19 protein-coding genes are annotated in these 22,695 nt (G+C 70.6%); 8 read left to right on the top strand and 11 right to left on the bottom strand.

All coding sequences use genetic code 11. The annotated features are described in order from the left end of the window. The first annotated feature begins 168 nt into the window (after nucleotides 1-168). Genes MXD61_RS08365 through MXD61_RS08355 form a run of 3 tightly spaced genes read left to right on the top strand, consistent with a single transcriptional unit; the run spans nucleotide 169 to nucleotide 3,596 of the window. The gene (locus tag MXD61_RS08365) at nucleotides 169-987 is read left to right on the top strand and encodes an SAM-dependent methyltransferase (RefSeq protein WP_248812266.1); all 819 of its coding nucleotides are present in this window, start codon (nucleotides 169-171) and stop codon (nucleotides 985-987) included. Nucleotides 988-998: 11 nt separating this feature from the next. Next, complete coding sequence (locus tag MXD61_RS08360; protein ID WP_248812265.1) at nucleotides 999-3,149, top strand: bifunctional diguanylate cyclase/phosphodiesterase; 2,151 nt, start codon at nucleotides 999-1,001, stop codon at nucleotides 3,147-3,149. 57 nt (nucleotides 3,150-3,206) lie between these two features. After that, nucleotides 3,207-3,596: an FxLYD domain-containing protein gene (locus MXD61_RS08355; RefSeq protein ID WP_248812264.1), complete on the top strand. Its 390-nt coding sequence runs from the start codon at nucleotides 3,207-3,209 to the stop codon at nucleotides 3,594-3,596. A gap of 40 nt (nucleotides 3,597-3,636) precedes the next feature. On the opposite strand, the gene MXD61_RS08350 is transcribed toward MXD61_RS08355, so the two are convergent. Together MXD61_RS08350 and MXD61_RS08345 are read right to left on the bottom strand one after the other, a co-directional pair. Next, entirely contained in the window at nucleotides 3,637-4,371 is a 735-nt protein-coding gene (locus MXD61_RS08350; protein ID WP_248812263.1) for a low molecular weight phosphatase family protein, read from the bottom strand. A 451-nt stretch (nucleotides 4,372-4,822) separates the two neighbouring features. Next, entirely contained in the window at nucleotides 4,823-6,043 is a 1,221-nt protein-coding gene (locus MXD61_RS08345) for an acyl-CoA dehydrogenase family protein (RefSeq protein ID WP_248812278.1), read from the bottom strand. Nucleotides 6,044-6,604: 561 nt separating this feature from the next. On the opposite strand from MXD61_RS08345, the gene MXD61_RS08340 reads away from it, so the two are divergent. Next, entirely contained in the window at nucleotides 6,605-7,027 is a 423-nt protein-coding gene (locus MXD61_RS08340; protein WP_248812262.1) for a molybdopterin-binding protein, read from the top strand. A 640-nt stretch (nucleotides 7,028-7,667) separates the two neighbouring features. Here the strand turns inward: MXD61_RS08340 and MXD61_RS08335 are convergent. From MXD61_RS08335 to MXD61_RS08320, 4 genes are all read right to left on the bottom strand, one after another. Then, on the bottom strand, nucleotides 7,668-8,465 hold the full coding sequence (locus MXD61_RS08335; RefSeq protein ID WP_248812261.1) for a hypothetical protein: 798 nt from the start codon (nucleotides 8,463-8,465) through the stop codon (nucleotides 7,668-7,670). Between the two features lie 194 nt (nucleotides 8,466-8,659). Further along, nucleotides 8,660-9,448 carry an SDR family NAD(P)-dependent oxidoreductase gene (locus MXD61_RS08330; protein ID WP_248812260.1) on the bottom strand — a complete coding sequence of 263 codons (789 nt, stop codon included), beginning with the start codon at nucleotides 9,446-9,448 and terminating at the stop codon, nucleotides 8,660-8,662. Nucleotides 9,449-9,925: 477 nt separating this feature from the next. Further along, nucleotides 9,926-10,216: a hypothetical protein gene (locus tag MXD61_RS08325; protein WP_163550492.1), complete on the bottom strand. Its 291-nt coding sequence runs from the start codon at nucleotides 10,214-10,216 to the stop codon at nucleotides 9,926-9,928. Between the two features lie 245 nt (nucleotides 10,217-10,461). Next, complete coding sequence (locus tag MXD61_RS08320) at nucleotides 10,462-11,370, bottom strand: LLM class F420-dependent oxidoreductase (protein ID WP_248812259.1); 909 nt, start codon at nucleotides 11,368-11,370, stop codon at nucleotides 10,462-10,464. Between the two features lie 269 nt (nucleotides 11,371-11,639). Between MXD61_RS08320 and MXD61_RS08315 the strand changes: the two genes are divergently transcribed. Together MXD61_RS08315 and MXD61_RS08310 are read left to right on the top strand one after the other, a co-directional pair. Beyond that, entirely contained in the window at nucleotides 11,640-12,467 is an 828-nt protein-coding gene (locus MXD61_RS08315) for a ferritin-like domain-containing protein (RefSeq protein WP_248812258.1), read from the top strand. A gap of 47 nt (nucleotides 12,468-12,514) precedes the next feature. Further along, nucleotides 12,515-12,781 (top strand): acyl carrier protein, encoded by a 267-nt coding sequence (locus MXD61_RS08310; protein ID WP_248812257.1) that lies wholly within the window; start codon nucleotides 12,515-12,517, stop codon nucleotides 12,779-12,781. 265 nt (nucleotides 12,782-13,046) lie between these two features. On the opposite strand, the gene helR is transcribed toward MXD61_RS08310, so the two are convergent. The 5 genes from helR to MXD61_RS08285 all read right to left on the bottom strand — a co-directional run bounded on the left by helR (nucleotide 13,047) and on the right by MXD61_RS08285 (nucleotide 18,715). Next, a complete protein-coding gene (gene helR / locus MXD61_RS08305) occupies nucleotides 13,047-15,323 on the bottom strand; it encodes an RNA polymerase recycling motor ATPase HelR (protein WP_248812256.1) in 2,277 nt (758 codons plus the stop codon). 249 nt (nucleotides 15,324-15,572) lie between these two features. Then, nucleotides 15,573-16,346, bottom strand: coding sequence for an SDR family oxidoreductase (locus MXD61_RS08300; RefSeq protein WP_248812255.1), 774 nt, complete (start codon nucleotides 16,344-16,346; stop codon nucleotides 15,573-15,575). Nucleotides 16,347-16,370: 24 nt separating this feature from the next. Next, nucleotides 16,371-16,802: a hypothetical protein gene (locus tag MXD61_RS08295; protein ID WP_248812254.1), complete on the bottom strand. Its 432-nt coding sequence runs from the start codon at nucleotides 16,800-16,802 to the stop codon at nucleotides 16,371-16,373. Next, on the bottom strand, nucleotides 16,799-17,689 hold the full coding sequence (locus MXD61_RS08290) for a hypothetical protein (RefSeq protein ID WP_248812253.1): 891 nt from the start codon (nucleotides 17,687-17,689) through the stop codon (nucleotides 16,799-16,801). The genes MXD61_RS08295 and MXD61_RS08290 overlap by 4 nt, the downstream gene beginning before the upstream one ends. 9 nt (nucleotides 17,690-17,698) lie before the next feature. Next, complete coding sequence (locus MXD61_RS08285) at nucleotides 17,699-18,715, bottom strand: hypothetical protein (RefSeq protein ID WP_248812252.1); 1,017 nt, start codon at nucleotides 18,713-18,715, stop codon at nucleotides 17,699-17,701. 614 nt (nucleotides 18,716-19,329) lie between these two features. Here MXD61_RS08285 and MXD61_RS08280 point away from each other — a divergent pair. Together MXD61_RS08280 and MXD61_RS08275 are read left to right on the top strand one after the other, a co-directional pair. Next, nucleotides 19,330-19,761, top strand: a complete 432-nt coding sequence (locus MXD61_RS08280) for a hypothetical protein (RefSeq protein WP_248812251.1) — start codon at nucleotides 19,330-19,332, stop codon at nucleotides 19,759-19,761. A gap of 392 nt (nucleotides 19,762-20,153) precedes the next feature. Continuing rightward, nucleotides 20,154-22,658 carry a hypothetical protein gene (locus MXD61_RS08275; protein ID WP_248812250.1) on the top strand — a complete coding sequence of 835 codons (2,505 nt, stop codon included), beginning with the start codon at nucleotides 20,154-20,156 and terminating at the stop codon, nucleotides 22,656-22,658. Nucleotides 22,659-22,695 lie beyond the last annotated feature (37 nt).

Raw genomic sequence — 22,695 nt, 5'->3', positions numbered from 1 at the left:
GCTTCGGTCGTCCAGCGCGATCTGGCGGACCCGCGTGGTGACGAATGTGGTGAGCATGGACAATTCTTTTACCGTCCGTGGCCACGCTGGGCTGGTCGAACAGGTGCACTGCCGCGAACGGCCTGGTTGCCGCGAACGGATGGGTTGCTGCGAACGGGGAGAGTGACGATGGCTGACGTACCCGGATGGGCATCGGGAGTGGACGTCGACCGGCCGAGCGCCGCGCGCATGTACGACTACGCCCTGGGCGGCTCGCACAACTTCGCCGCCGACCGGGAGGCCTACGCGGCGGTCGTGCGGACCTTCCCCGACGCGCCGCTGGTGGCCCGCTCGAACCGGCTGTTCCTGCACCGGGCGGTGCGCCACATCCAGACCGAGTTCGGCATCAACCAGTTCCTCGACCTCGGCTCGGGCGTGCCGACTGTCGGCAACGTGCACGAGATCGCCCAGCATCTCGACCCGCGGGCGCGGGTCGTCTACGTCGACATCGACCCGGTGGCGGTCGCCCACGCCGAGATGCTGCTCGCCGACAACCCCGGCGCGGCGATACTGCGCGCCGACGTGCGCGACCCGGCGTCGGTACTCGGCTCCGAACAGGTCGCCGCCCTGCTCGACCTGAGTCGCCCGGTCGCCGTCCTGATGGTCACCGTGCTGCACTTCATCCGCGACGACGACGATCCCGCCGCCATCGTCGCGGCCTTCCGGGACGCGACCACGGCGGGCAGCGCGGTGGCCGTGTCGCATCTGGTCGCCGACGACTGGGATGACGAGTCCCGCAACGTCCACGGGGTCTACGACCGGACGTCCACCGGTATCAACCCGCGCACCCGGGAGCGGATCGCCGGGCTGCTCGAGGGCTACACCCTGGTCGAACCCGGTCTGGTGCACCTGCCGAGCTGGCGTCCTGATCCGGGGTCGGCCGCCCTGGATCCACTGGTGGACGACCCGAGGCGGTCCGTGGCACTCGCCGCGGTCGGTCGCCGCTGACGAGCCGCCGGATGGACCGGACACAGACGGCGACGGCGGTGCGCGCCCAGGGGGTCGACGGCTTCGCCCGGGCCTGGGCGCGCGCGATCGCCGGGGCGAGCTTCCCGGACGCACCGCGCGTCGACGTCGAGCGGTGGCTGCACGGGCTGTCCGAACGGCTCGTCGACATCGTGCTGCGCGAGCCGTTCGTCGCGCGGGACGCGGCCGACATCGCCGCCGCCCTGCTCGAGCACACCTACGGTGCCAGTGACGTGCTCGCCGCGACCATCGAGGTCTGCGGCACCCACCTGCGCACCGCGCTGGAGTCCGCGCCCGGTCCCGAGCTCACCGATCGGATCGCCGCCCTGCAGGGCGCGTTCGCCCGCGGCTACACCCACGCGCTGCGCGAGCGCATCCTCGCCGACCAGGACCTGATCCACCGGGCCGCCCGGCGGGCCACCACCGAGCGGGTCCAGCTGATCTTCTCCGCGCCGACGGTCGGCATCGTCGTGGCCGACGAGTCCGGTCGCATCCAGGACAGCAACGACGCGTTCGCGCGGATGGTGGGGGTCTCGCGGGCCCGGGTGATCGGGCGGTCGCTACCCGACTTCGCCCACCCGGACGACGCGGCCCGCCTCGCCGCGGCCCTCGCCGACCAGCGCCGCGGCCCCGCGACCCGGCCACACGGCGAGACCCGGCTGCGCAGTGAGACGCGCCTGGGTGGCCCGGACGGCGGGGTCGTGCGCGCCGAGCTGTCGACGTCGTGCCAGTTCAGCGGCGGTCGGTGCGAGGTGCAGCTGACCCTCGTCACCGATGTGACGGACCGTCACCAGTTCCAGGAGTCGCTGCGCTACCAGGCCCGGCACGACGCCCTGACCGGACTGCCGAACCGCATCGCGCTCGGGGAACGGGTCGACGAGCTCACCGCCCGGGGCCAGTCCCGCCGGATCGGACTGTGCTTCGTGGACCTCGACCGGTTCAAGGCGGTCAACGACGACCTCGGGCACGAGGTCGGCGACCGGCTGCTGGTGGCCGTGTCCGCTCGCCTGCGAGCCACGCTGACGGACGGGCAGATGCTGGTCCGGATGGGCGGGGACGAGTTCGTCCTGCTGCTCGCCGACACCACCGGGATCGAGGACGTGACCGCGGTGGCCGCCCGGGTGCTGGCCGCGCTCGCCGAACCGATTCTGCTCGGCAGCCATGTGCTGACGGTGGGGGCGAGTCTGGGGCTGGTCGAGAGCGAGGTGCTCGAAGGCGACTTCGACGATCTGATGCAGGCCGCCGATCGGTCGCTGTACCGGGCCAAGGACGCCGGCCGCGGCCGTTGGGTCGTGTTCGACGCCGACCATGACAGCGGCCAGGCCAACCGGCATGTGCTGGCACCGATGCTGGCCAGCGCCGTGCGCGACGACGAGTTCGTCGTTCACTACCAGCCGATCGTCGCGTTGGGGCCGGGGCGGACGAGGTCGATGGTCGGCGCGGAGGCGCTGGTGCGCTGGCGCCATCCCCGCTTCGGGCTGCTGCCACCGGAGATGTTCCTCGGGTCGGCCGAGAACAACGGCCAGATCGCCGCGCTTGGCCGTCGGGTGCTCGAACTGGCCTGCGCCGAGGCGGCCCGCTGGCGGATCGACCACCCTGGGTATGCCCGGTATGTCAGTGTCAATCTCAGCGTGGGGCAGGTCCGCGCGCCGGGTCTGGTGGACGAGGTGGACCGGATTCTCGTGGCCACCGGACTGCCGGCGGATCTGCTGCAACTGGAGTTCTCCGAGGCGATGCTGCTGGGCCCGACCGGCGATGTGACCCGGGTGCTGGGCGATCTGGCCGAGCGGGGGGTTCGCCTGGCGCTCGACGACTTCGGCACGGGCTACGCCCACCTCGCCCGGCTGCACCGGTTGCCGTTGCACACCCTCAAGCTCGCCGGCCCGCTGGTGATCCGGGACGGGGACGCGGCCGCCGACCCGGGCACCGCGACCACCCTGCACGCGCTGGTCGCGTTGGGGCACGCGCTCGGGCTCATCGTCACCGCCGAGGGAGTCGAAACCGAGAACCAGGTCGAGCGGCTGCGTCGAGCCCGTTGTGACGCCGCGCAGGGCTACCTGTTCGCCCGTCCGCTGCCGCCCGAGAGACTGCGGGCCTGGCTGTCGTCCGAGGCACTGTTGGCGCCGGCGCAGTCAGGGAGCTGACAGTGCGGAATCTGTCACTGCCGGGTCTGGTTCGGCGTCGCCTCATAGGCTCGCGGAATGCGATCCTCGCGCGCCAGTCGCCCATCCGTGGTCGGGGTGACGCTGGGGCTCGCCGCGATGAGCGTCGGCCTGCTGGTCGGCTGCTCGTCGGGCGGGTCCGGGGTGGCCAGCGACGTCCGGGTCACCACGTGCACGCGCGACCCGGACAACCACCGGGCGGTGGTGCAGGGGACGGTGCGTAACAGCTCGTCCAAGCGGTCGAACTACGTCATCCAGATCGACGTCCGGGCGAACGACAGCAAGATCGAAAGTGGTCTGGCCTCCGTGCTGCGGGTCGCGCCGGGCGAGATCAAGACGTTCACCTCCCGCCCGGTCGGCGTGGACGTCCCGAGCGGAACCGCGCTGCGATGCACCGTCGCCCATGTCGGACGGATCGCCGCCGAGTAGCCGGGCCGAGTAGCCGGCTGGTGGCTACGGGTGATCCGGCTCAGCCGTGTGGCACGGGGCCGATCTGGGGCGCACGGACAAGGGCGAGCTGGTGGTGGCGGGCCCGCGGCGGCGGGACGGGTAGCCGCTGTGGCCAGCCTCCGTAGCCGAGCGTCGCCGGCTCGCGGACGATCTGACCGGTCAGCGTCGCGGCCGTGCTCACCGACGCACCGCCGATCTGGGCGGACGGCCCGTCACCGACGATCCGTGGGCCCGCGACCAGACCAGGACCGCCCGGGCGGTCGGGGTCGGGGCTGCCGGGGATGGCGCCACCGCGGAGCAGACCGACCCGGGCGGCGATGCCGAGGCTGTAGAGCAGGGCCCGGACCCGGGCGTCGATCTCGTCGCGGATGGAGCGGACCTCGTCGAGGGAGCACCCGGCCGGATCGTCGATCTCCCAGGCCAGGTACCGGGCATGCGGATACTGCGGGACCGCGTCACCACACCCCATCGTGATGATCACCGAGGCGGATCGCAGCGCGTCGTCGGTGAGCGGGGTCGGCTGGTGCGCGGACAGGTCGATGCCGAGTTCGGCCATGACCGTGACGACCACGGGTGGCGTCCACGGCGCGGGGCAGGTGCCCGCCGAATGGGCCTGGATGCGACCGTGGCTGTGCTGACTGAGCAGTGCTGCCCCCATCGGCGAGCGGCCGGCGCCCCGCGTGCAGACGAACAGCACCTCGGGGGCCTCGGTCTCAGCCGGCGCCGTGGCCATGGCGGGATAGGCGTGCGTCATGTCGGCCTCCGCGCCCGCAGGGGCGCGGTTCTGTCTGAAACTGTCGAAAGGGTGACAAAAGGGTATCTGTAGTAATCGTCCACCGGATTGGCCGGATGGAGGGTGATGGCGGTCTTCACGTCGAATGCGGGCATTGTGCTCATCCTACCGGGAGATGTGAAGGCCATCCGCTGATTATTGACCCGAATCACGCCGTGTCGGGCTGATCGTCGCGGTTGTATCGGAGCGGTCAGTACTACTGCTCGATCTGTGGCCTGGTCGGCTCCGTCGCCTGGTCGGCGCCGTCGCTCGGCCGGTGCCGTCGTGCGGATGGAGGCGGGGCCGCGCGCGGGCCGGCGCGGGGAGAGGCCGGGCCGGGACGGCGGTCGATCGGGTGTGCGTGGGTGGCGGGGACGAGGGCGACGCCGGCTGGGCAGCGTCCGCCGTCGTGCCTGTCCGCCGCGAGCCCCGGTCATCGTCGCATCATCAGCGCGTCGCCGAGCAGGTAGGCACCCACCATCTCGAAGTTCGTCGGCGCCAGTGTGATGTGCGCGACGGCGCTGTGGACGTCCCGGAAACAGCGATCCAACCGGCTGCCCTCGGCCAGTGACCGGGTGCCGGCCAGGCTGTGCAGGCTGTCGACGGCCCGGACGGTGTGCTCACCCACGGTGGCCGCGGCCAGTCTGATCAGCGCGGACAGGTCCTCGCCGCCGAGCGGACAGCGCAGTTCGGCGTGGTTGGCCGCGTCCTCGAGCATGAGCTCCGCGGCGCGCACCAGGCCGGCGGCCCGGGCGAGCCCGGCCTGCACGGTGTGGCTGGCGGCGAGGGTCTGCGTCCCCCGGGCGGGAACGGCGCCGACGGCGATGCCGGGAAAGGCGCTCAGCGCGTCCTGCGCGATTCCCAGGACGGTGGACGCGGTGGTGAACGGCCCGAAGTCGTAGTAGGCGATGGGATAGCCCCGCGAGGGCCGATCCTGCGGCGGGCGGCGGAGCAGGCTCCCGTCGACGCAGAACTCGGCGGGGACGAACAGATCGTCGGCGGTGAAACTCACGCTGCCGGTGCCGCGTAGCCCCATCGACCGCCAGTCGTCGTCGAATCGCACCGCGTCGGCGGGCACGAAGAGCATGCGCGTGGCCGGCGGCCGGGCGGCGTCCTCGGTACCGCAGGCGGGGCTGGTACCGCCGGCGGGGTTGCTGGCGTCCGCGGCGTTGGTGAGGGTGCTGGCGCAGACCAGCCAGTCGGCGTGGGTCGATCCGCTGGCGAACGACCAGCGGCCCCGAAGCCGGTATCCGCCGGGTACCGCCTCGGCCTGTCCGGTCGGGTTGATGCCGCCGACCACGAGGCCGTCGGATTCGGCGAACAACAGCCTGGAGACCTGCTCGGGCAGGTAGTCCGACATCCGGGAGATGACGCCCTGCACGCCCATCTGCCAGGCCACCGACGCGTCCACGCGGGCGAGTGCCTGCAACACGGCGGATCCGGTGCGGACGCTGACGCCGCCGCCGTCGAACGACGGGGACACCCACATGCGGTGGATGCCCTGTTCCCGCAGCGCGTCGAGGACGGCCGGGGATGTCACCCGTTCTCGTTCGGTCCGTTCACGCTCCTGGGTCAGCACCGGAGTGACGGCGTCGACACGGGCGAGCCACTGTTTCGTCTCCTCGTGCGAGTGCGCGGAACCGCTCCAGAACACGTCAGCCACCTACTCTGCTCGTCGGCTCGTATCGGCTCTGCGGGAAAGGGTCAGAACAAAGGTGCCGGCCGCCGGTGGGCCGGTCGGTTTCCGGCGTTTTTCGGGTCGGCTCAAAAATTACCAACTCTGTTGACGCCCGGCTACGAACAGAAGTCCGGACGCCCGAAGGTGCCAGCACCTGGTGGCCGCCGCGCGCCCTGGTTTCCGGGGCGCCGCGCCGCTCCGGAACAACAGTAACGACGCTGAGCTGCGGCGACATCACCTTCATCCCTTCTCGTTGCCTGGACCCACCCGCGGATCACGGACACATTGCGGGCCTCTTGCGCCGCAACTACGGGCTGATGGTAGCAATTTCGACGCAGATGCGGAACAAGCTCGCGTGTGGCGCCCGTGCCGGCGGATTCATGCCCGAACGGGGTAGGGGGCCACCCCCCGTATGTGGCGTGGTCGGATGAGGGGTGGCGGCGTCGGCGGCGGTCGCGCTCCGGTATCGATCGCATCGCCAAGGTGAGTCATCGTCGCGGCAACTCCTTCGATACATCCACCGGGTAGGATTTATTCATGGTCCTTAGTATTCGTAATCAATTCACCGGGATTGTGAGCGAAGTTGTCCACGGCTCCGTCATGGGGACCGTCGCCATGGAGATCTCCGGTGGGCACACGCTGACGGCCACCGTCACCATGGATGCGATCAAGGAGCTGGGCGTGGGCGTGGGCAGCCCCGTCGCCGCTCTGATCAAGTCAACGGACATCTCGGTGGCCATCCGCGAAACCGCTGGTCTGAGCATCCGCAACAAGCTGCGCGGGACGCTCGTCGACCTCGACTCCGGCGGCGCCATGTCGGTGGCGCGCATCGCGCTGGGCGAGGGCCTGGAGATCACCGCCGCCATCACCCGGGCCGCTGCCGAGGAGCTCGGGCTTGAGCCGGGTGTCGAGGTCACAGCATTGATCAAGTCGACCGAGGTCTCGTTCGCCGCGGTCTGACATCCCCTGTTCTGGCCGGTCGGAACAGCATTCCGACCGGCCAGAAAACCCTGTCGAGGGCCGCGTCCAAGGCGGGTGGATTTCCGGGTCGGCGGGTCGGCGGGAATCTGTTCCGGGCCAGGACGGATAATGCATCCCGGTCCATCGGAATGTCACCGCTGACGCCGCGCGGGGCGCCGATGTGACCCGTGGTACAGCGGCTGATGGCGCGCGAGAACCGTCCGGTGGGGGTGGTTCGAGCCCGCCGTGGGCACCCCCGTGGGAACACCCCGGTGCACCCGGGGGGAACCGGCCCCTGGCGCGCATCACACTGAATTCGCTGGCCAGCGGGGTATGCCCGGATGGGCACGCCCACCGGTCGCCGCCGGCTCCTAGGTGCACCCGTCGGCCGGCCCGAACGGGCGGCGCGCGGTGCCACGAACATCCGACGGGCCACTCGCCGATGGGGTGGGGGGCGGCGAGCGGCCCGTCGGGCTGAGGCGTCCCCGTCGCAGGGGCGCCTGGTCCGAACCAGCCGATGGCTGGTGGCTGGTGACCGGTGACCGGTGACCGGTGACCAAGGGGCAGGGGTCGGGGTCGGGTGCGGTGACCCGGCGCGGTCAGCCCTCCGCGGACCGCGCCGGGCCGTGTGTCGAACCGGCTAGTCGCCTGGCTGCCGGTCCTGGCCGTCGGTGTGTGGTCGGGTCGTCGGGCGCAGGGCGCTGCCGTGCAGGAGCAGGAAGCCGGACGGCCGATGATCACCTGGTCGGACGGGCGTCGGCGCGTCGAGGTTGTCGATGGCGTGCGCCCGCACCGCGACGAGGATCAACTCCCAGATCGTCGTGGGCAGCCGACGCTCCCGCTGCTCGTCCTGCCGTGCGCCGACCCGGATGATCACTTCGTCGGGCAGGCCGCGGGCGACCTGACCGTGGCCCAGACTCCACGACGTCCAGCCGTTCTCTCCGTCGGCGACGGCGAGCAGATCGAACCGTCCCCGCCGGACGTCGTCGACGAACTGCGACCAGAGCCCGTGGGGCATCCGCAGTTCGCATGTCCGACCGGCGTACCGGTAGCGGATGATCACAGTGTTGTCGCGGCAGGTGAACCGCAGCCCGGGAGCGCAGGCCGGCCGTCGCCAGTACGGCAACGCCCCGGCGGCGGCCCGCACCGCCGTGTGCTGGCCGGTCGTGTGCTGGCCGGTCGTCCGCGGGTCGGTCGTCCGCGGGTCGGTCGTCCGCGGGTCGGTCGTCCGCGGGTCGGATGGTGCGGGGTTGGTCGTGGGAACAGGGTCCGGGAGAGGACCTGGGATTGCGATGCGTGCGGTCCTCTCCCGGTGTGCCTCACCGCCCATACACGCCCGCGTGGCGATCCGCCCACCGCGATGGGGGATCGAATGCGAGCGGGGCAGCAACCCTCGGCGGAATCCGCAGTCCCAGGAGGAGAATCCCGTTGTACTCACCAGGAGCCCTCCTCGCCTCGGTAGCTGGGACGCGGTCTGTGCGTCCGCCGGTGAACACATCACACCGTGCTGGGCCGATCCCGCAAAGAGCGCAACCATCAGGTGCGGCCCTGCACGTCCCCCTTGCACCGTGGCAGGCCACCGCTGGTGCGGCCACCAGCCGCGGTCGTCAGGCCAGGTGTGGCCGTCGGTCGTCAGGCCAGGGGTGGCGGGGGGACGGCGCCGTGCATCGCCGTCAGGCCGCCGTCCGCGGGCAGGACGGCGCCCGTGATGTAGGCGGCGTCGGCCGACGCGAGGAACCAGATGGCCGCGGCCTGCTCCCGGGCAAGCCCCCAGCGTTGCAGCGGGACGCGCCGGCTGGACGCCTCGACCAGCCCCGGGATGTCGCGGTGGCGGGCCATCAGCGGTGTCTCGGTCAGGCCGGGGGCGATCGCGTTGACCCGGATGTGCGCGGCGGCGAGATCAAGTGCCGCCGCCCGGACCAGATTGATCACCGCGCCCTTGGACGCGTTGTAGGCCCAGTTGCCCGGGTCGGCCGCGAGCCCCGCGCTGGACGCCGTCACGACGATCGCTCCACCACCGGTGGCCCGCAGCGCCGGCACACTCGACCGGATGCCGATCGCGACGCCGCGCACGTTGACCGCCAGGATCTCGTCGAGCCGGGCGATCGCGCCCTCGTCCTCCCAGGGCAGGGTGCCGCCGATCCCGGCGTTGAGCACCGCGATGTCGAGGCGGCCGAAGTGCTCCAGCGCCGCGCGCACCATGGCCGTGCCCGTCTCCTGCCTGGACACGTCCCCGACCAGCGTGACGAGCTCGCCCGGTCCGGCCAACCCGTCAGCCCGGGCGGCTCGGGCCAGATCCTCGAGGCGGGACCTGTCGTTGTCGACAGCCACCACGTCGCAGCCGCGCTCGGTGAACAGGTGCACGCACGCGCGTCCGATCCCCGACGCCGCGCCGGTGACGATGACCGACGACCGTGCCACGCTGCCTCCGAAGGTCCGTGGTCCCTCGGTGACAAGCGTCCCCGGTCGAGGTGAACGCAGGGTCGCCGGGCAGTGACCCCTGCGCGTCGGCTCAGATGCGCGACGGTGGGCCGGATACGGACAACATCGAGACCAATCCGGGCTCGGACACGTGCTGGAACGGCGAAACCGCCATCACCGGTGAGTTCGTCTTCAACGGAACATCTCGGCCCGGCGTTGATAAAACCGCAATAATGTGACGCGCGTGATGACGCCGCCGGGGGCGCCCGTCAGGGGAAACCCGGCCGTGGTCGGCCGAGTCCGTCGAATGTGCTTCGACCAGGACGGTGCTGTGCTCGGCGGGTCGTTCGGGGTCGAGGCGAGCCGGAGCTTCGTTGGCCGGCTCGTCGCCTCGGGCATCGCGGTTCGGTGTCGGGCGGCCGGGATCGAGCGGCCGGGATCGTCGTCCCGGTTCGGCTCAGACGCCCCGGGTTCGACTCAGTCGTCGATGACGGCGGTCCACCTGCGGTCCCGTGAGGTGGCGGCGCCGAGTTCCTGGAGCCGCCGCAGGGCGGCGGTGACCTCGGACGACGGAAGGTCGAGCGTGTGCGCGAGGACGCGGGCGCGCAGTGGCCCGTTCGCGCAGCGCAGAGCGGCTCGTACGCGCGCGCCCGTCCGGTCGGTGCGGCCCGCGAGCTCGGCGCGGTGCCGTAGGTCCTGACGAGGCAGCTCTATGCCTAAGCCGCCGTCCGACGGGCCGACGATGGTGACGTGGTCCACAGAATGCATTAGGTCACTCCCGCAATTAGTGCTGACATCTATAACGATGCAACAAGAAAGCGGCTTGTTTCCTGCGACCTGCATCGCTTTACTGCGGGTAGTTCCAAAAATACTGTATGTATGCAGATTTTGTGGCGGTGCTGAATTGATAGCGTCGGCTCAGGGTACCGGTCGAGGGCGCACGGTCGAGCCGTCTCGGTGGCACTGGGCGTGCCTCGGCGGGCCTGGTGCAAAACGATGCCGCCCCGGTCGGTTCAGCCGGCACCCAGCGGGACGATGACATCCGCCGCGAAGCGCCGCATTTCGTCGATCGCCTCCCGGGAGCGAGCCCACGGCTGGACGATGATCCGGGTCACTCCGGCCCTGACGTAGGGCTCGATGTCCTCGGGCCGGCGCACCTGGCCGCTGATGGTGACCTCCAGCGGGTCGGTGCGTCCCGCGCGCTCGGCGAGGGCGGTCAGGCGCTCCAGGGATGCCGGTAGCTGCTCGGCGGTGTGGTTCATCGGCATCCAGCCGGTGCCGTACGTGGCGGCTCGGCGCAGTGCCGCGGCTCCGTCCCCGCCGATGTGCAGCGTCGGTCCGCTCGGGCGCACCGGTCGCGGTTCGAACGTGACCGGACCGAAGTCGAAGAACCGGCCGTGATGCTCGACGACCTCCTCGGTCCACAGCCGGCGCAGGACGTCGAGGATCTCGTCGATCCGTGCGCCGCGGGTGTCGAAGTCGAGGCCGAGCGCGTCCCACTCCGCCCGCAGCCAGCTCGCGCCGACCCCGAGGGCCAGCCGGCCACCGGAGAGGATGTCCACCGTCGTCGCCGCCCGTGCGGTGAGAAAAGGATGGCGAAGTCCAATATTAAACACATTTGTACCGATTTTTATCCTGGTGGTCTTCGCCGCGATGAAGCTCAGCATCGCCAGGGCGTCGTGCACCGGGACGTTCGGCGGGATCGGCGGATGGTCCGACCCGGCGAACGGGCTCCCGCTCGTCTCGATCGGCACGACCACGTGCTCGGGCACCCACACCGACTCGAACCCGAGCAGGTCGGCCTCGACCGCGACGTCCACCCAGGCCTTGGGGTTGACCGATCCCAGATGCACCCCGAACCCGGGTGTGCGCGGTCCGGACGCGATCCCGCTGGCCGTTGCGGGGGAAGAAGGCGAGGTCACGGGCACGATCCTCTCGACAGGTTCGGCCCTCTCGGGCAGGGGGCCCGTTCCGGTTGTACCGCAGGGCGATGCCGGCGGGCGCGCGGATCGTGGGCGGGGTCGCGGGTGCGTGTCCGCCTCCGACCGGCGGCGGCGGAGAGCCCGGACGCCACGGGATAGCGAATGTGGATTGTGCGATTGGGATAGTGTGATCAATGGTTGCCGGCGGCTGACGGGCCGAATATGGTGGCGGAACGGGCTGCGAGGAAATACCCAGGAGGGATTCTCCCATGCCGACCGCCACGCCGGAAACGGCGCACAGCTTCGAGGTCTTCACACACTACGAGCGTCTGCAGTGGAAGGTCTCCGACCTCGATCTTGACAACATCCGTCGCGATCTGGTCCAGCCCGCCTACATTCCCCTTGTCAAGGGCGTGGTGATGGGTGAGGCCACCTCTCTTCCCGGTCTGCACGGATTCCTCAGCGAGTTCGACGACGACTACGACTGCTCGGCCTTCGTCGCTGTCTGGGCCTATCAGGAACTCCAGCACCACTACGCGTTCCGGGCGTGGCTGCGAGGGGTCGACGTCCACATCGACCAGGCGAGGATCGAGGCGTTGCGGGAGCCGTACGAGGCCGGCGTCACCCCGAGCGCGACACTGACCACGAACGTGATCTCCGAGATCATTGTCAACACGGTCTACCGGGCGTTGTCGGAATGGGTCGAGGAACCCGTTCTGGCCGATCTTTTCCTGCGGGCGAGCCGGGACGAGGCGGGGCACGCCCGCGAGTTCCTCTACTATCTGAAGCGCCGGCTGGAGCAGCACCCACACGAGCTGAAGTCGGTGCTGGAGCGCATCCACTTCTACGTGACGAGCGCCCGGCTCAATCACCCGGTGGGCGTCTACAAGCACCAGCGGGTGGAACAGATGCGGGGCTACGAGACCGTCGACGACGTCATCGACGTCTATCTCCAGATCTCCGCGCCCGACGCCCTGGACAAGCTGCAGGCGAAGCTCCGGCGCATGCTCGGGACGGCCGTGGGTCTCGATCTCAGCCGCAACTCATCCATCCGTGGCGCCATGGCCGACCTGGCCGCGGCCGAGACGCCCGCCTGACCAGCCCGGGTCCGACCCGGCCATCCGACCAGGCAAGGAGTGTCAGCATGACCACCGCCGTGTCCCGAGACGAGATCCTTCGTACCGTCACCGAGATCGTGCATCGCGAGATCGGCATCCCACTGGACCGCCTCGCACCGGACTCGGACCTGCGGGGAGCCGAAGGCGCGGACTCGGTGAAGGTTCTCGTCATGATCTCGCGGGTCGAGCGCACCTACGGCATCGAGATCGACGACCAGGACGTCTTCACCCTCTCCTCGATCAACGACGTCGTCCGCGTCGTCCAGGCCGCCCTCTCCGAGCCGGCCCTCTGACCGAGCCCCCGCACCGGACATTCATTTCCGTGCGATGGGATGGGCGAACGTATTCGCACCTCGCTGACCATATGGCCGTGCTGATCGATCGATCCTTCTGATCGTCGTGGCCGTCCGGGACATCCTGGCCCAGGTGGATGCCCCGGACGGCCTTCCGGATTCTGATCGCGCGGGATCGATGGCGCCAGACGTCCGGCCGGATCAGGTGCTGGCCGGATCAGGTGCTGGCCGGATCAGGTGCTGGCCGGATCAGGTGCCAACGAGATCAGGTGCGGACGAGATCAGACGGGGAGAGCAGGACGAGGTGGCGGGTGGCGCGGGTCATCGCGACATAGCGGTCGACCGCGCCGGTGATGCCGACGCCGAAGGTCTCCGGGTCGACCAGGATCACCAGATCGAACTCGAGGCCCTTCGCGAGGGTCGGTGTCAGCACCTGAACGCGGGGAAGAGACCGGACGCGTTCCGACGGCTGGAAATCCGCGGTGCCGATCACGCAGGCAGTGCCCTCGGACCGCCCGTCCAGCCAGTCGATCAGAATGCTCTCCAGGTCGCTCACCGCCGCCCGGGTGACGGGCAGGCCGCTGGCGCGAATGGACGTCGGCACGTTGGCGTCGGGCAGCGCGGCGCGGATCACCGGTTCGGCCTGGGCCATCACCTCCTGAGGCGTCCGGTAGTTGATGCTGAGCGAGGCGAGCCGAACCTCGTCGAAACCGACCCGGGCGAGGCGTTCCCGCCAGGTCTCGGTGAAGCCGTGGCGGGCCTGAGCGCGGTCGCCGACAATGGTGAAACTGCGTGACGGGCAGCGGGCGAGCAGCATCTGCCACTGCACGTCGGTGAGTTCCTGGGCCTCGTCGACGACGATGTGCGCGAAGGGGCCGGCGAGCAGGTCGGGGTCGGTGCGGGTGAACGCGTCCGCGTCGACCAGGGCGTCGCGCATGTCCTGGCCGACGAGCATCGTCGCAGCCCCTTCGTAGTCGTCCTCGGCCGCGAGCAGACTGTCGACGACATGGGACATCCGTTCCCGCTCGGCCGCCGCCGCGGACGCCTGCTGGCGGCGCCGACGGGCGGACCGCGGGTCGCCGAGGCGTTGGCGGGCGAGGTCGAGCAGCGGCAGGTCGGCGTTCGTCCACGCCCGGGGGTCGGCGCGGCGCAGCGCCCCGACCTCCTCGCGGCTCAGCCACGGCGCACATCTGCGCAGGTAAGCCGGCACGGACCACAGGTCGGCGACGATGTCGGGTGCGTCCAGCAGCGGCCAGGCCCGTGCGAACGCGCCGCGGAATCCCCGGTCACGCAGCAGGGCCGCGCGCAGCTGCTCGGGGGGAATCTCCTCGTAGCCGTCCCCGTCGGGATCGCCGACCAGGACGTTGGCGAACTTCTCCTCGAGGATCGTGAGCAGTTCCTCGAGGACCTGGTCGCGTGCCTCGTTGTGCGGGGTGCCGACCTGCGCCACGTCGAACGCCTGCGCCCAGTCGTCGGCGGTGAGTCGGACGTCCGACCACGGAGTCGTGATCGTCACCGTGGCCGTCGGTGGCTCCTGGTAGAAGCGCACGGCCGTGTCGATCGCCTCCACCCAGCGTGCCGACGCCTTGAGCCGCTCGACCAGCGCCGCGGGCTCCTCGGCACCGTCGACCGCTCCGGGGACGCCGGGGCTTTCGGGGACGAGGTCGCGCAGGGTGCAGGTCTGCACGCCCTCCTCACCGAGACTTGGCAGGACGTCGGCGGTGTAGACCAGGTAGGGCTGGTGGGGGCCGACGACCAGCACACCGCCGCGTCGGCGCTGGCGCAGGCGCGGGTCGGCGTAGAGCAGGTAGGCGGCGCGGTGCAGGGCGACGACGGTCTTGCCGGTGCCGGGGCCGCCGTCGACGACCAGCGCGCCACGCGAGCCCGCGCGGATGATCGCGTCCTGATCGGCCTGGATGGTGCCCAGCACGTCCCGCATCCGGGGCGAGCGGCTGCTGCCCAGGCTCGCGATGAAGGCGGACTGGTCGTCGAGCGCGGCATGCCCTTCGAGCGTCCCAGCTTCGCCGGTGCCGTCCGTGCTGAAGACCTCCTCCCAGTAGTCGGTGATCCGTCCGAGGGTCCAGCGGTAGCGGCGTCTGCTCGCCAAACCCATCGGGTTCGCGTGGGTCGCACCGAAGAACGGCTCGGCGGCGGGGGAGCGCCAGTCGAGCAGCAGCCGCCGCCCGGCCTGGTCCAACAGGCCGAGACGACCGATGTACACCGGCCCGTCTGGGCTGTCTGGGCTGTCTGGGCTGCCGGCGTGGACCATCCGGCCCAGGCACAGATCCAGGCCGAAGCGGCTCAGTGTGCGCAGCCGGTCGGTGAGGCGGTGCACCTCCAGGTCGCGGTCCATCGCGGCCTGACCCTTGCCGCCTGGCCGGCGACGCGCCTGGACGAGACGTTCGGTGAGCTCGGCGATCTGCCGCTCGAGGCTGGCCGTGATGGCGGCGAAGTGCCGATCGTCGTCGCCGACCAGAGCCTCGTCGCCCTTCGCGGCGAGATGCTCGGGCAGGTCGAACGCGCTGGTGGTGAGGGAGTTCAACAGCGTCAGCTCCAGCTTTCGGTCGGAGGTCGCGGACGACCACTGCGCGCGGACCGGGCACCCGTTCCACCACGGATGCCAGCCACGGCTGGCGATTCTGCGGCATCCACCGGGTCTTGCGGCAAGCCCCCCACCGTGCTATAGCTTAGAAGTGGCAGAGAGTGGGCCCGCAACTTCTGGGGTCACGACTTCTGGGCCCACAGGTTCTGGGGTCACAGGTTCTGGGGTCACAGGTTCTGGGGTCACCGCTCAGGTGGCCGAGAAGCCGCCATCGACGAAGAGCGTCTGCCCGGTGATGTAGGCGGCCGACGGGCCGGCGAGGAAAACCGCGGCACCCACGAAATCCGAGAGTTCCCCGTTGCGCCCGATCATCGTACGGGCCGCGAGGGCTTCCGCTCGCCCAGGGTCCTCGAAAACGGCGGCGGTCATGGGTGTCCGAACAAATCCGGGTGCGATCGCGTTGCAGCACACCCCGTGTTTCGACCAGGCCTCGGCCTGCGATCTGGTCAGCGCGGCGATGCCCGCCTTGGACACCCCGTACGCACCGCTGTTCCCGAACGCCCGAATCGTCTGCTGCGACGCCAGATTGACGATCCGCCCCCAGCCGCGCGCCGCCATCGCCGGCCCGTACCGTCGGCCCAGCAGATAGGGCGCGTCCAGGTTCACGGCCATCGTCTGATCCCACTGCTGGTCGGTGAGGTCGCCGAACGGCGGCCGTAGGTTCACGCCTGCCGCGGTCACCAGGATGTCCGGTTCGCCGAACGGCTCGGCCGCGCGCTCCGCCACCCGACGCAGCTCCGCTCGATCCGCCAGGTCAACGCTGATGCCCTCCGCCGCGCCCCCGGCGGCGCGCAGTTCGGCCACCACCGCGGTGAGCGCGTCGGTGCGGCGGCCCAGTGCGACGACCTGGGCTCCCGCCCGGCCGAGTGCGCCCGCGATGGCCCGGCCGATCCCGGAGGTGGCCCCGGTCACCACCGCCGAACGTCCGTCCAACGAGAACAGGTCCGTCAGGAAATCTCCCACCGCGCACCTCTCATCCGCCACTGGCTAGTGGTCATGGGCGGAGAACGCCCACCGAATCATGTCAAGGTCGAACTCGTCGTCGATTTTCTCCGTCGCCTGGATCTCCGTGAACCACTGGTGTTCGGTCGTCGGCTGGGAAAGCTCTGGATCGGCCACCTGGCAGCTGTAGTACTGTTGGGATTCGCCGCCCGGGCGGTCGAAACTGTCGATCCTGTGGCCGATTCGAACAGTCAGGCCGGCGCGGGCGTGGAGTATCCACCGCAGTTCGCCCGGAACGTCCTTGACGGCTGTCATGTCATAGCGGGGCAGCGTCCAGGGGTCCGGGCTGAGCAGGACGCTGCCCTGGCCGCTGAGAAGCACGGGTGAGACGAGCAGGAGAAGCGGCTGTGCTCGAGGATGGCGACTGGAGTGGACATAGTCGTGGGCGCCCTTGAGGAATCCGAAGACCGATTTCACCTGTGCAGGAACAGGAAACCAAGAGTCAGGGCTGCTGTCAGTGTCGCCAGGGCTATCAGCGGAATCGCCCCGAGCAGAATCCGGCGGGCCGGGAACGGGCCTTTTGGGCCGCGCATCACCTCGGGCACCGTCGGCGTCGGCGTCGGCGTCGACGCCGTGGGGGCGGCCAGGGCGAAGGGGGTGGCGCTGTGCGGGTCGAGGATCAGCACGTCCGGGCCGCTGCGGCTGACCAGGGCGACCAGGTCGGGTGACGGGTTGGGCCATCTGCCGAAGTCCAGCAGGTTCAGCAGGACGGCGGCCCCGGCGGCCGTGCCCGTGAGCAGTGCGGTGACCAGCGTGAGCAGGGATTCCTTCGCCTCGTCGGCGGCCAGGCTGCCCACCACGACGTCCCCAGGCCACGGCCAGGGAGCGGTGGCCTCGGCGGTCGGCGTGGCCTCGTGCGGGCCGGTGACATCCACCGCCGCGGCGACGGCGTGGGCGACCTCGTCGGGCCCGGGGCGGGTGGTGTCGGTCAGGTACCAGGCGTCGACGATGTCCTCACCGGCCCACTGGTCGAGGCGGCGGCCCAGTCTGGCGCGCTCGTCCTCGACCAGCCAGGCGGTGACGAGGGCCCGGGCGAGGCCGACACCCTCGGCCTCGCCGGTGCCGCCGTCGAGAACGCAGGAGTACCGGATGCGGGTCGCCTGCGAATCCCTCCGTCTGGAGGGAATGCCGCCGGCGTACAGACGCCACGTACCTGCCTGGCCGTCCGACTCGACGAGCAGGGTCGGGTGCTCGAAGGACGTGTGGGAGCCGTAGGCGCGCCACCACGAGTCCGCCGGTGGTTCGGGGAAGAAGGTGTAGTCGTTCGCCCGGGCGCGACCCCTGGTCATCACCGTGACGCGCATGGGATCTCCTTAGAGGGTGCGAACCCGTGGGCCGTAGCTGCGGTTGCTGATCCCGGCGAGCACGTTGTCGTAGGCGTCGAGGGTACGCAGGGCCGCGGCGGCCTCGACGGTGGCGCCTTCCTTCAGCGTTTTCCGACGTTTCGTGGCGCCGTCCATCCGGTCCCGCACCTCGGTCCAGAAACCGAATCTGGAGGCGGCGTCCCAGAAGGTGAGGCCGTTCACTTCGGTGCGTCGTTCCTGTTCGGCCCGGGCGGCCTTCTCGAGGTTCTCCGCACTCTGTCGGGCGGCGTTGACGGCCTGGCTCACCAGCGGGATGAGAACGTCCTTGGCTCCGACGACACTGCGCCGACCGGGTGGGCGGACCAGGAACTCCGGGTCGGGTTCCAGTATTTTCCCGCCGTCGATGAGCGTCCAGTGCGGATCGACGAGTTCGACGCAGCCGATGCTGTCGATCGGCGCGTAGAGCAGCTGCGCGTGGCCCGCCTCGCGGTGGATGGTGTCGACCACGTTCGCGTACACTTCCTGCATCCTGCGGGCGAGTTCGTGGGAACGGTCGCGGCCACGGCCGCCCTGGTCGGTGAAGTAGCTTTCGCACTTCACCGGGCAGAAGATCACCGTGGCCGGTTCGCCGCGCCGGGTGTTGCGGCTTGTCGCCCAGGTCTCCGCGACTGTCCGGACGTCGCCCAGGCCCAGCAGGCGCGGTATCGCGCGGTGCTGGTCCTTGGTGCGCGCCTCCATGAGCACGACCGCGTCGATCGGGATCAGCAGGGCGGTGCTCACCCGGGTGAAGGCCAGGATCTCCGCCCATTCCGCGGCTCGGGTGGCCCGCTCGGACGGGGTGAGCAGCCGGCCGGGGAAGTCCATGAACGTCATGGCCAGGCCCTCGCCCGGAACATCGTCCGGCGTGATCTGCATGTGGTAGTAGTTGACGCTCTCCGTGCCCGACAGCGAACCCGCGCGGAACTCGCCGGCGAGCAGGTCCCCGGTGAGTTCGTCCTCGTTCTGGCGAATCCGTTTCCCGGTCACGCCGGGCGGTGATCGGCCCGCGGGCCTCGTCGAGCAGGTCGAGGTTCTGCTCGTCCTCCTCCCGCCACAGGGCCAGCCCCTGACCCGCCCGTTTCACGAGCAGGACCAGGTCGACGTCGTCGCGCAACGCCTCCATGTGGTGGATGTGCGCCTCCGCCGACACCTCGCCCAGACCCGGCAGGTCGACGACCGCCAGCCGGTCCACCCGCGCGTGCGGGAACGGGGTGTGGACGCGCAGTTCGCGGACCGCGAGGTAGGGGCGGCTCGCGCCACCGGCGGCCTCCTGCGACGCCGGTGGGTAGGTGACGTAGCCGCGGACGTCGGAAAGCGCGATGTCCTGCTCGGTGCCGCGCAGCAGTTCCCGGTAGGACCCGAAGGAGTCCTGCATGTCCCGCAGCCGGCGCAGCAGGGCCGCCTGGCGGTGGCCACCGCGTTCCTCGTTCGCGAGGTCGGTGACCTCCGGATACCGGTAGCGGGCGAACTCCTCCGGGGACGCCGGCACCGGAAGAATGTTCAGGCCCACGTGGTACGGCCGAAGAACGTGCTGTCGAAAGCTCTCGAAGGAATGCAGGGTGAGGGTGGCCCGCTGGGCGGCCGGGGAATGAAAGACCACGATGCGCGCCGCGGTCACCCGGGAACCGGTGGACGCCGGCAGCTGCCCGTCGCCGAGACCGGTGATGGACTGCAGCAGGGTGCTCTTCCCGACCCGCGCCTCACCGCTGGCGGCGATCGTCACGGTCTCCCGGGAGAACCGGCGCACGACGGCGCGAAACGACTCGACCACCTCGGCCAGTTCACGTCCGAGTGTGGGGGAGCGCAGTTCCAGCGCGGCGCGTTCGATCTCCGTGGCCGCGGCGAGCTCCGCGGGCAGCGCCGCCAGCGCGGCCGGCAGCGTGGCCAGGATCTCGCTGGCCGCCAGCCAGTTCTCCACCCGGGCGCGGGCCGCCGGCAGCCGACGCCGCCGGTCGTCGACGATGCGGGCGAGGGCCGCGGCCACGTCATCCTGGGTACGCGCGTCGGGATCGGCGGCCCGGTCAGGCTCGTAGCCCTCGGTTCTGGCGCTCATGTTCCCTGGTCTCCTGACAGGCGGACATCTCAGTGGCGCGATCCGACAGGAAGGAGCGCCGACAGGAAGGAGCGCCGGCAGGAATAAGCTTCTCCGGGCGCTGCCCGTCATTTCCCGGACGCGGTCATCGAGCCGGCGGAAGGCCGATGACTCCGATATCTGGAAGATGACGGTACAAGGGTATCGGTGTGGCGGGTCGACCTCGGGCCGGGCCGGTGAGGCGCCGCCCGGAGCACGCTTTCCAGAAGAAAAAACACCTGTTCAGGATGGTTGTCTCCGGTTGTCTCGGATCTGTGTCGCGCAGGATGGCGACACGCCGCCCGTCCAGGCGAAAAGCGAGGCGGGGAATTACTCAGTGCAATCATTCGGTGTATGTCGCGTGCTCGGGTGCTGGATACCCTGCTGGCCGTCATCGCTGTTCTGACAGTGGGAACGGTCGGGTGGGTGGGTGCCGGGACGGCCCGCGCCGAGCCGGCGGTGCCGCCCGAGCTGGTGGTGACGGCGGCGGTGACACCGTCCACCTTCACCGGCGTCGGCCAGGAGCTCACCCTCACCTTCCTGGTGGGCAACGGCGGCCCGGGCCCGGTGCGGGACCTGCGCGTGCAACCGGCCCGCACCGGGCTCACCCCGGTCACCTGCGCCGCCACCACACTGGCCCCGGCCACGGTCACGAGCTGCACCGCCTCGCACACCACCACCCAGGCGGACGTCGACACCCACGCGTTCGGCGTCACCGTCCTGGCGACCGCGACCCCGCTCGACGGCGGCCCGGTCGTCCTCTCGGCCCCGGTGAGCACCATCGCCCGCGACGACCCGGCGCTGGGCCTGGGCCTGCGTCTCGAGGCGGCGATCACCCCGCCGGTCATCAGCGGGTACGGCGAGGCCGTCACCTACACCTACCAGGTGACCAACACCGGCACCGCCACGGTCGGGGCGCTGCGCATCGCCTCGACCGCCAGCACCTCCGAGGCGACCTGCACGTCCTACCTGCTCGACCCGGGTGCGACCGCGACCTGCACCGCCACCGGAGGGGCCGGCATGTTCGACTTCAGCCAGAGCGCGGTGAACGTCACCGCCGTCGCCGCCGGACTGTCCGCGGACGGCACCTCGGTGCTTTCCGCCGCCGCGTCCGCCAGCGCGCCGATCGCCATCACCGGCCAGGTGGACCTGGCCTTCCTACGGGAGGACTCGCTGTTCACGACCGTCGGGCAGGAGGTGGTCACCACCTATGTCCTGACGAACAACACCAGCCGAATCCTGGCCGGCGCCGGTCTCGATCTCGACGTGCACTCCCCGAACGAGTACGCCATCTGTGAGAATCGGCGGGTCCTGATCGGGGGGTCGGTCACCTGCCAGGCGCATGTCCTGGGCTCCCAGGCCCAGATCGACGCCGGCGGGGCCGCGGCGACCGTACGCGGCTGGGGCATCCCGGTGATCGACCTCACCGGCCGGTATCTCTACTCCTCGACGCTGGTCCACGTCACCCCGTACGCCCCCGTGCCGGTGCCGGTGCCGGTGCCGCCCGCGCCGGGCAGCCCCGCGCTCACGCTCACCACCACATCCCAACCGCCGGTGATCTCCACGGTGGGCCAGGCGCGGCAGCTGCGTCACACCGTGACCAACACCGGTGACGTGCCGCTCACGGTGAGCCTGCTGCGCCGCTCGGAGTCGGCCGGCCCGATCGTCGACTGCGCGGTGCCGGAGCTCGTCCTCGCCCCGTCCGAGCAGGCCGTGTGCACGCAGGAGAGCAGCGTCTCGCAGAGCCAGATCGACGCCGGTCAGGCCGACAGCGACGTGGTCGCCGTCGGTCGGCCCGCGACCGGCGCCCCCGTGGTGTCCGACCCGTCGGTGCTGACGGTCCCGCGGAACACCCCCGGGGGCGTGTCGTTGACCGTCACCCCTTCCGCGCCGACGTTCTCCGATGTCGGTGAGTCGATCGGCCTCACCTACACCGTCACCAACAACGGCCCCACCTCGTTCCTGCTCACCTCGGTGGTGGACGGCCTGCGCCCCTGGGCGCCGATCCTCTGTGCCTTCCAGCTGGCCCCCGGCGCATCCGTGACCTGCCAGAACAGCTACCCGACCACGATCGTGGACGTGGCGCGCGGCTACGTCGCGACCAACGCCGTCGCCCTGGGCACCACCAACACCGGCCCGCCGGTCAGCTCACCACCGGCCGGGGCACGGGTGTTCCGGACACTGCGCACCGGTCTCACGGTGACGCCGACGTCCTACCCGACGACGTTCCAGACCACCGGCTCCGAACTGACCTTCGGCTACCAGGTCACCAACACCGGCGCCGATCAGCTGACCGACCTCGTCGCCTACGCCGCGAACCCCGGCGCAGCCCTGGCGCCGCTGACCTGCCCGACGACCGCCCTCGCCCCGGGCGCGTCCGTGACCTGCACCCGCACCTACACCGCCACCGCCGCGGACACCGCCGCCGGTGCGCTGACCACCACCGCCTGGGCCGGCGGCACGCCGTACACCGGCCCGCCGGTCACCTCGGCGCCGGCCACGCTGACGGTGCTGCGCCACTACCTGGCCCTGGTCGCCTGGCCGGCCCAGGGGTCGTTCACCGGTGCGGGGCAGAACCTCACCCTGCTGTTCTCGGTCACGAACGCCGGCGCGCGCCCACTGACCGGCCTCACCATCGACACCGGCCCCGGCGGACCCGCCGTCGACTGCCCCGTGACGACCATCGCCGCCAACTCCTCGCTGACCTGCTCCGCCACCCGCACCACCACCTCGGCGGACGTCAACGCCAGGTCGATCGCCGTGACCGCCCACGCCCAGGCCACGATCACCCCCACCGACCCGCCGCTGCGCTCCACCCCCGCCACCATCACCGTCCCGTACCGCTTCCCCTGGTTCTGATCGGCAGCAAGAACCCGCCTGGCGAGACTCTCGACCG

It is taken from the genome of Frankia sp. AgPm24, from assembly GCF_023243055.1.
Classification (GTDB): domain Bacteria; phylum Actinomycetota; class Actinomycetes; order Frankiales; family Frankiaceae; genus Frankia; species Frankia umida.
Note: the sequence above shows the minus strand (reverse complement) of the source record. Positions and strands in the feature narration are given on the sequence as shown.

Bases quoted from the DNA above. Each gene is read 5' to 3' on its own strand.
- MXD61_RS08290 (WP_248812253.1), bottom strand. From the start codon at position 17,689: ATGCGCGTCACGGTGATGACCAGGGGTCGCGCCCGGGCGAACGACTAC.
- MXD61_RS08360 (WP_248812265.1), top strand. From the start codon at position 999: ATGGACCGGACACAGACGGCGACGGCGGTGCGCGCCCAGGGGGTCGAC.
- MXD61_RS08280 (WP_248812251.1), top strand. From the start codon at position 19,330: ATGCGCGCCGCGGTCACCCGGGAACCGGTGGACGCCGGCAGCTGCCCG.
- MXD61_RS08340 (WP_248812262.1), top strand. From the start codon at position 6,605: ATGGTCCTTAGTATTCGTAATCAATTCACCGGGATTGTGAGCGAAGTT.
- MXD61_RS08365 (WP_248812266.1), top strand. From the start codon at position 169: ATGGCTGACGTACCCGGATGGGCATCGGGAGTGGACGTCGACCGGCCG.
- MXD61_RS08355 (WP_248812264.1), top strand. From the start codon at position 3,207: ATGCGATCCTCGCGCGCCAGTCGCCCATCCGTGGTCGGGGTGACGCTG.
- MXD61_RS08310 (WP_248812257.1), top strand. From the start codon at position 12,515: ATGACCACCGCCGTGTCCCGAGACGAGATCCTTCGTACCGTCACCGAG.
- MXD61_RS08275 (WP_248812250.1), top strand. From the start codon at position 20,154: ATGTCGCGTGCTCGGGTGCTGGATACCCTGCTGGCCGTCATCGCTGTT.
- MXD61_RS08315 (WP_248812258.1), top strand. From the start codon at position 11,640: ATGCCGACCGCCACGCCGGAAACGGCGCACAGCTTCGAGGTCTTCACA.
- MXD61_RS08350 (WP_248812263.1), bottom strand. From the start codon at position 4,371: ATGACGCACGCCTATCCCGCCATGGCCACGGCGCCGGCTGAGACCGAG.
- MXD61_RS08325 (WP_163550492.1), bottom strand. From the start codon at position 10,216: ATGCATTCTGTGGACCACGTCACCATCGTCGGCCCGTCGGACGGCGGC.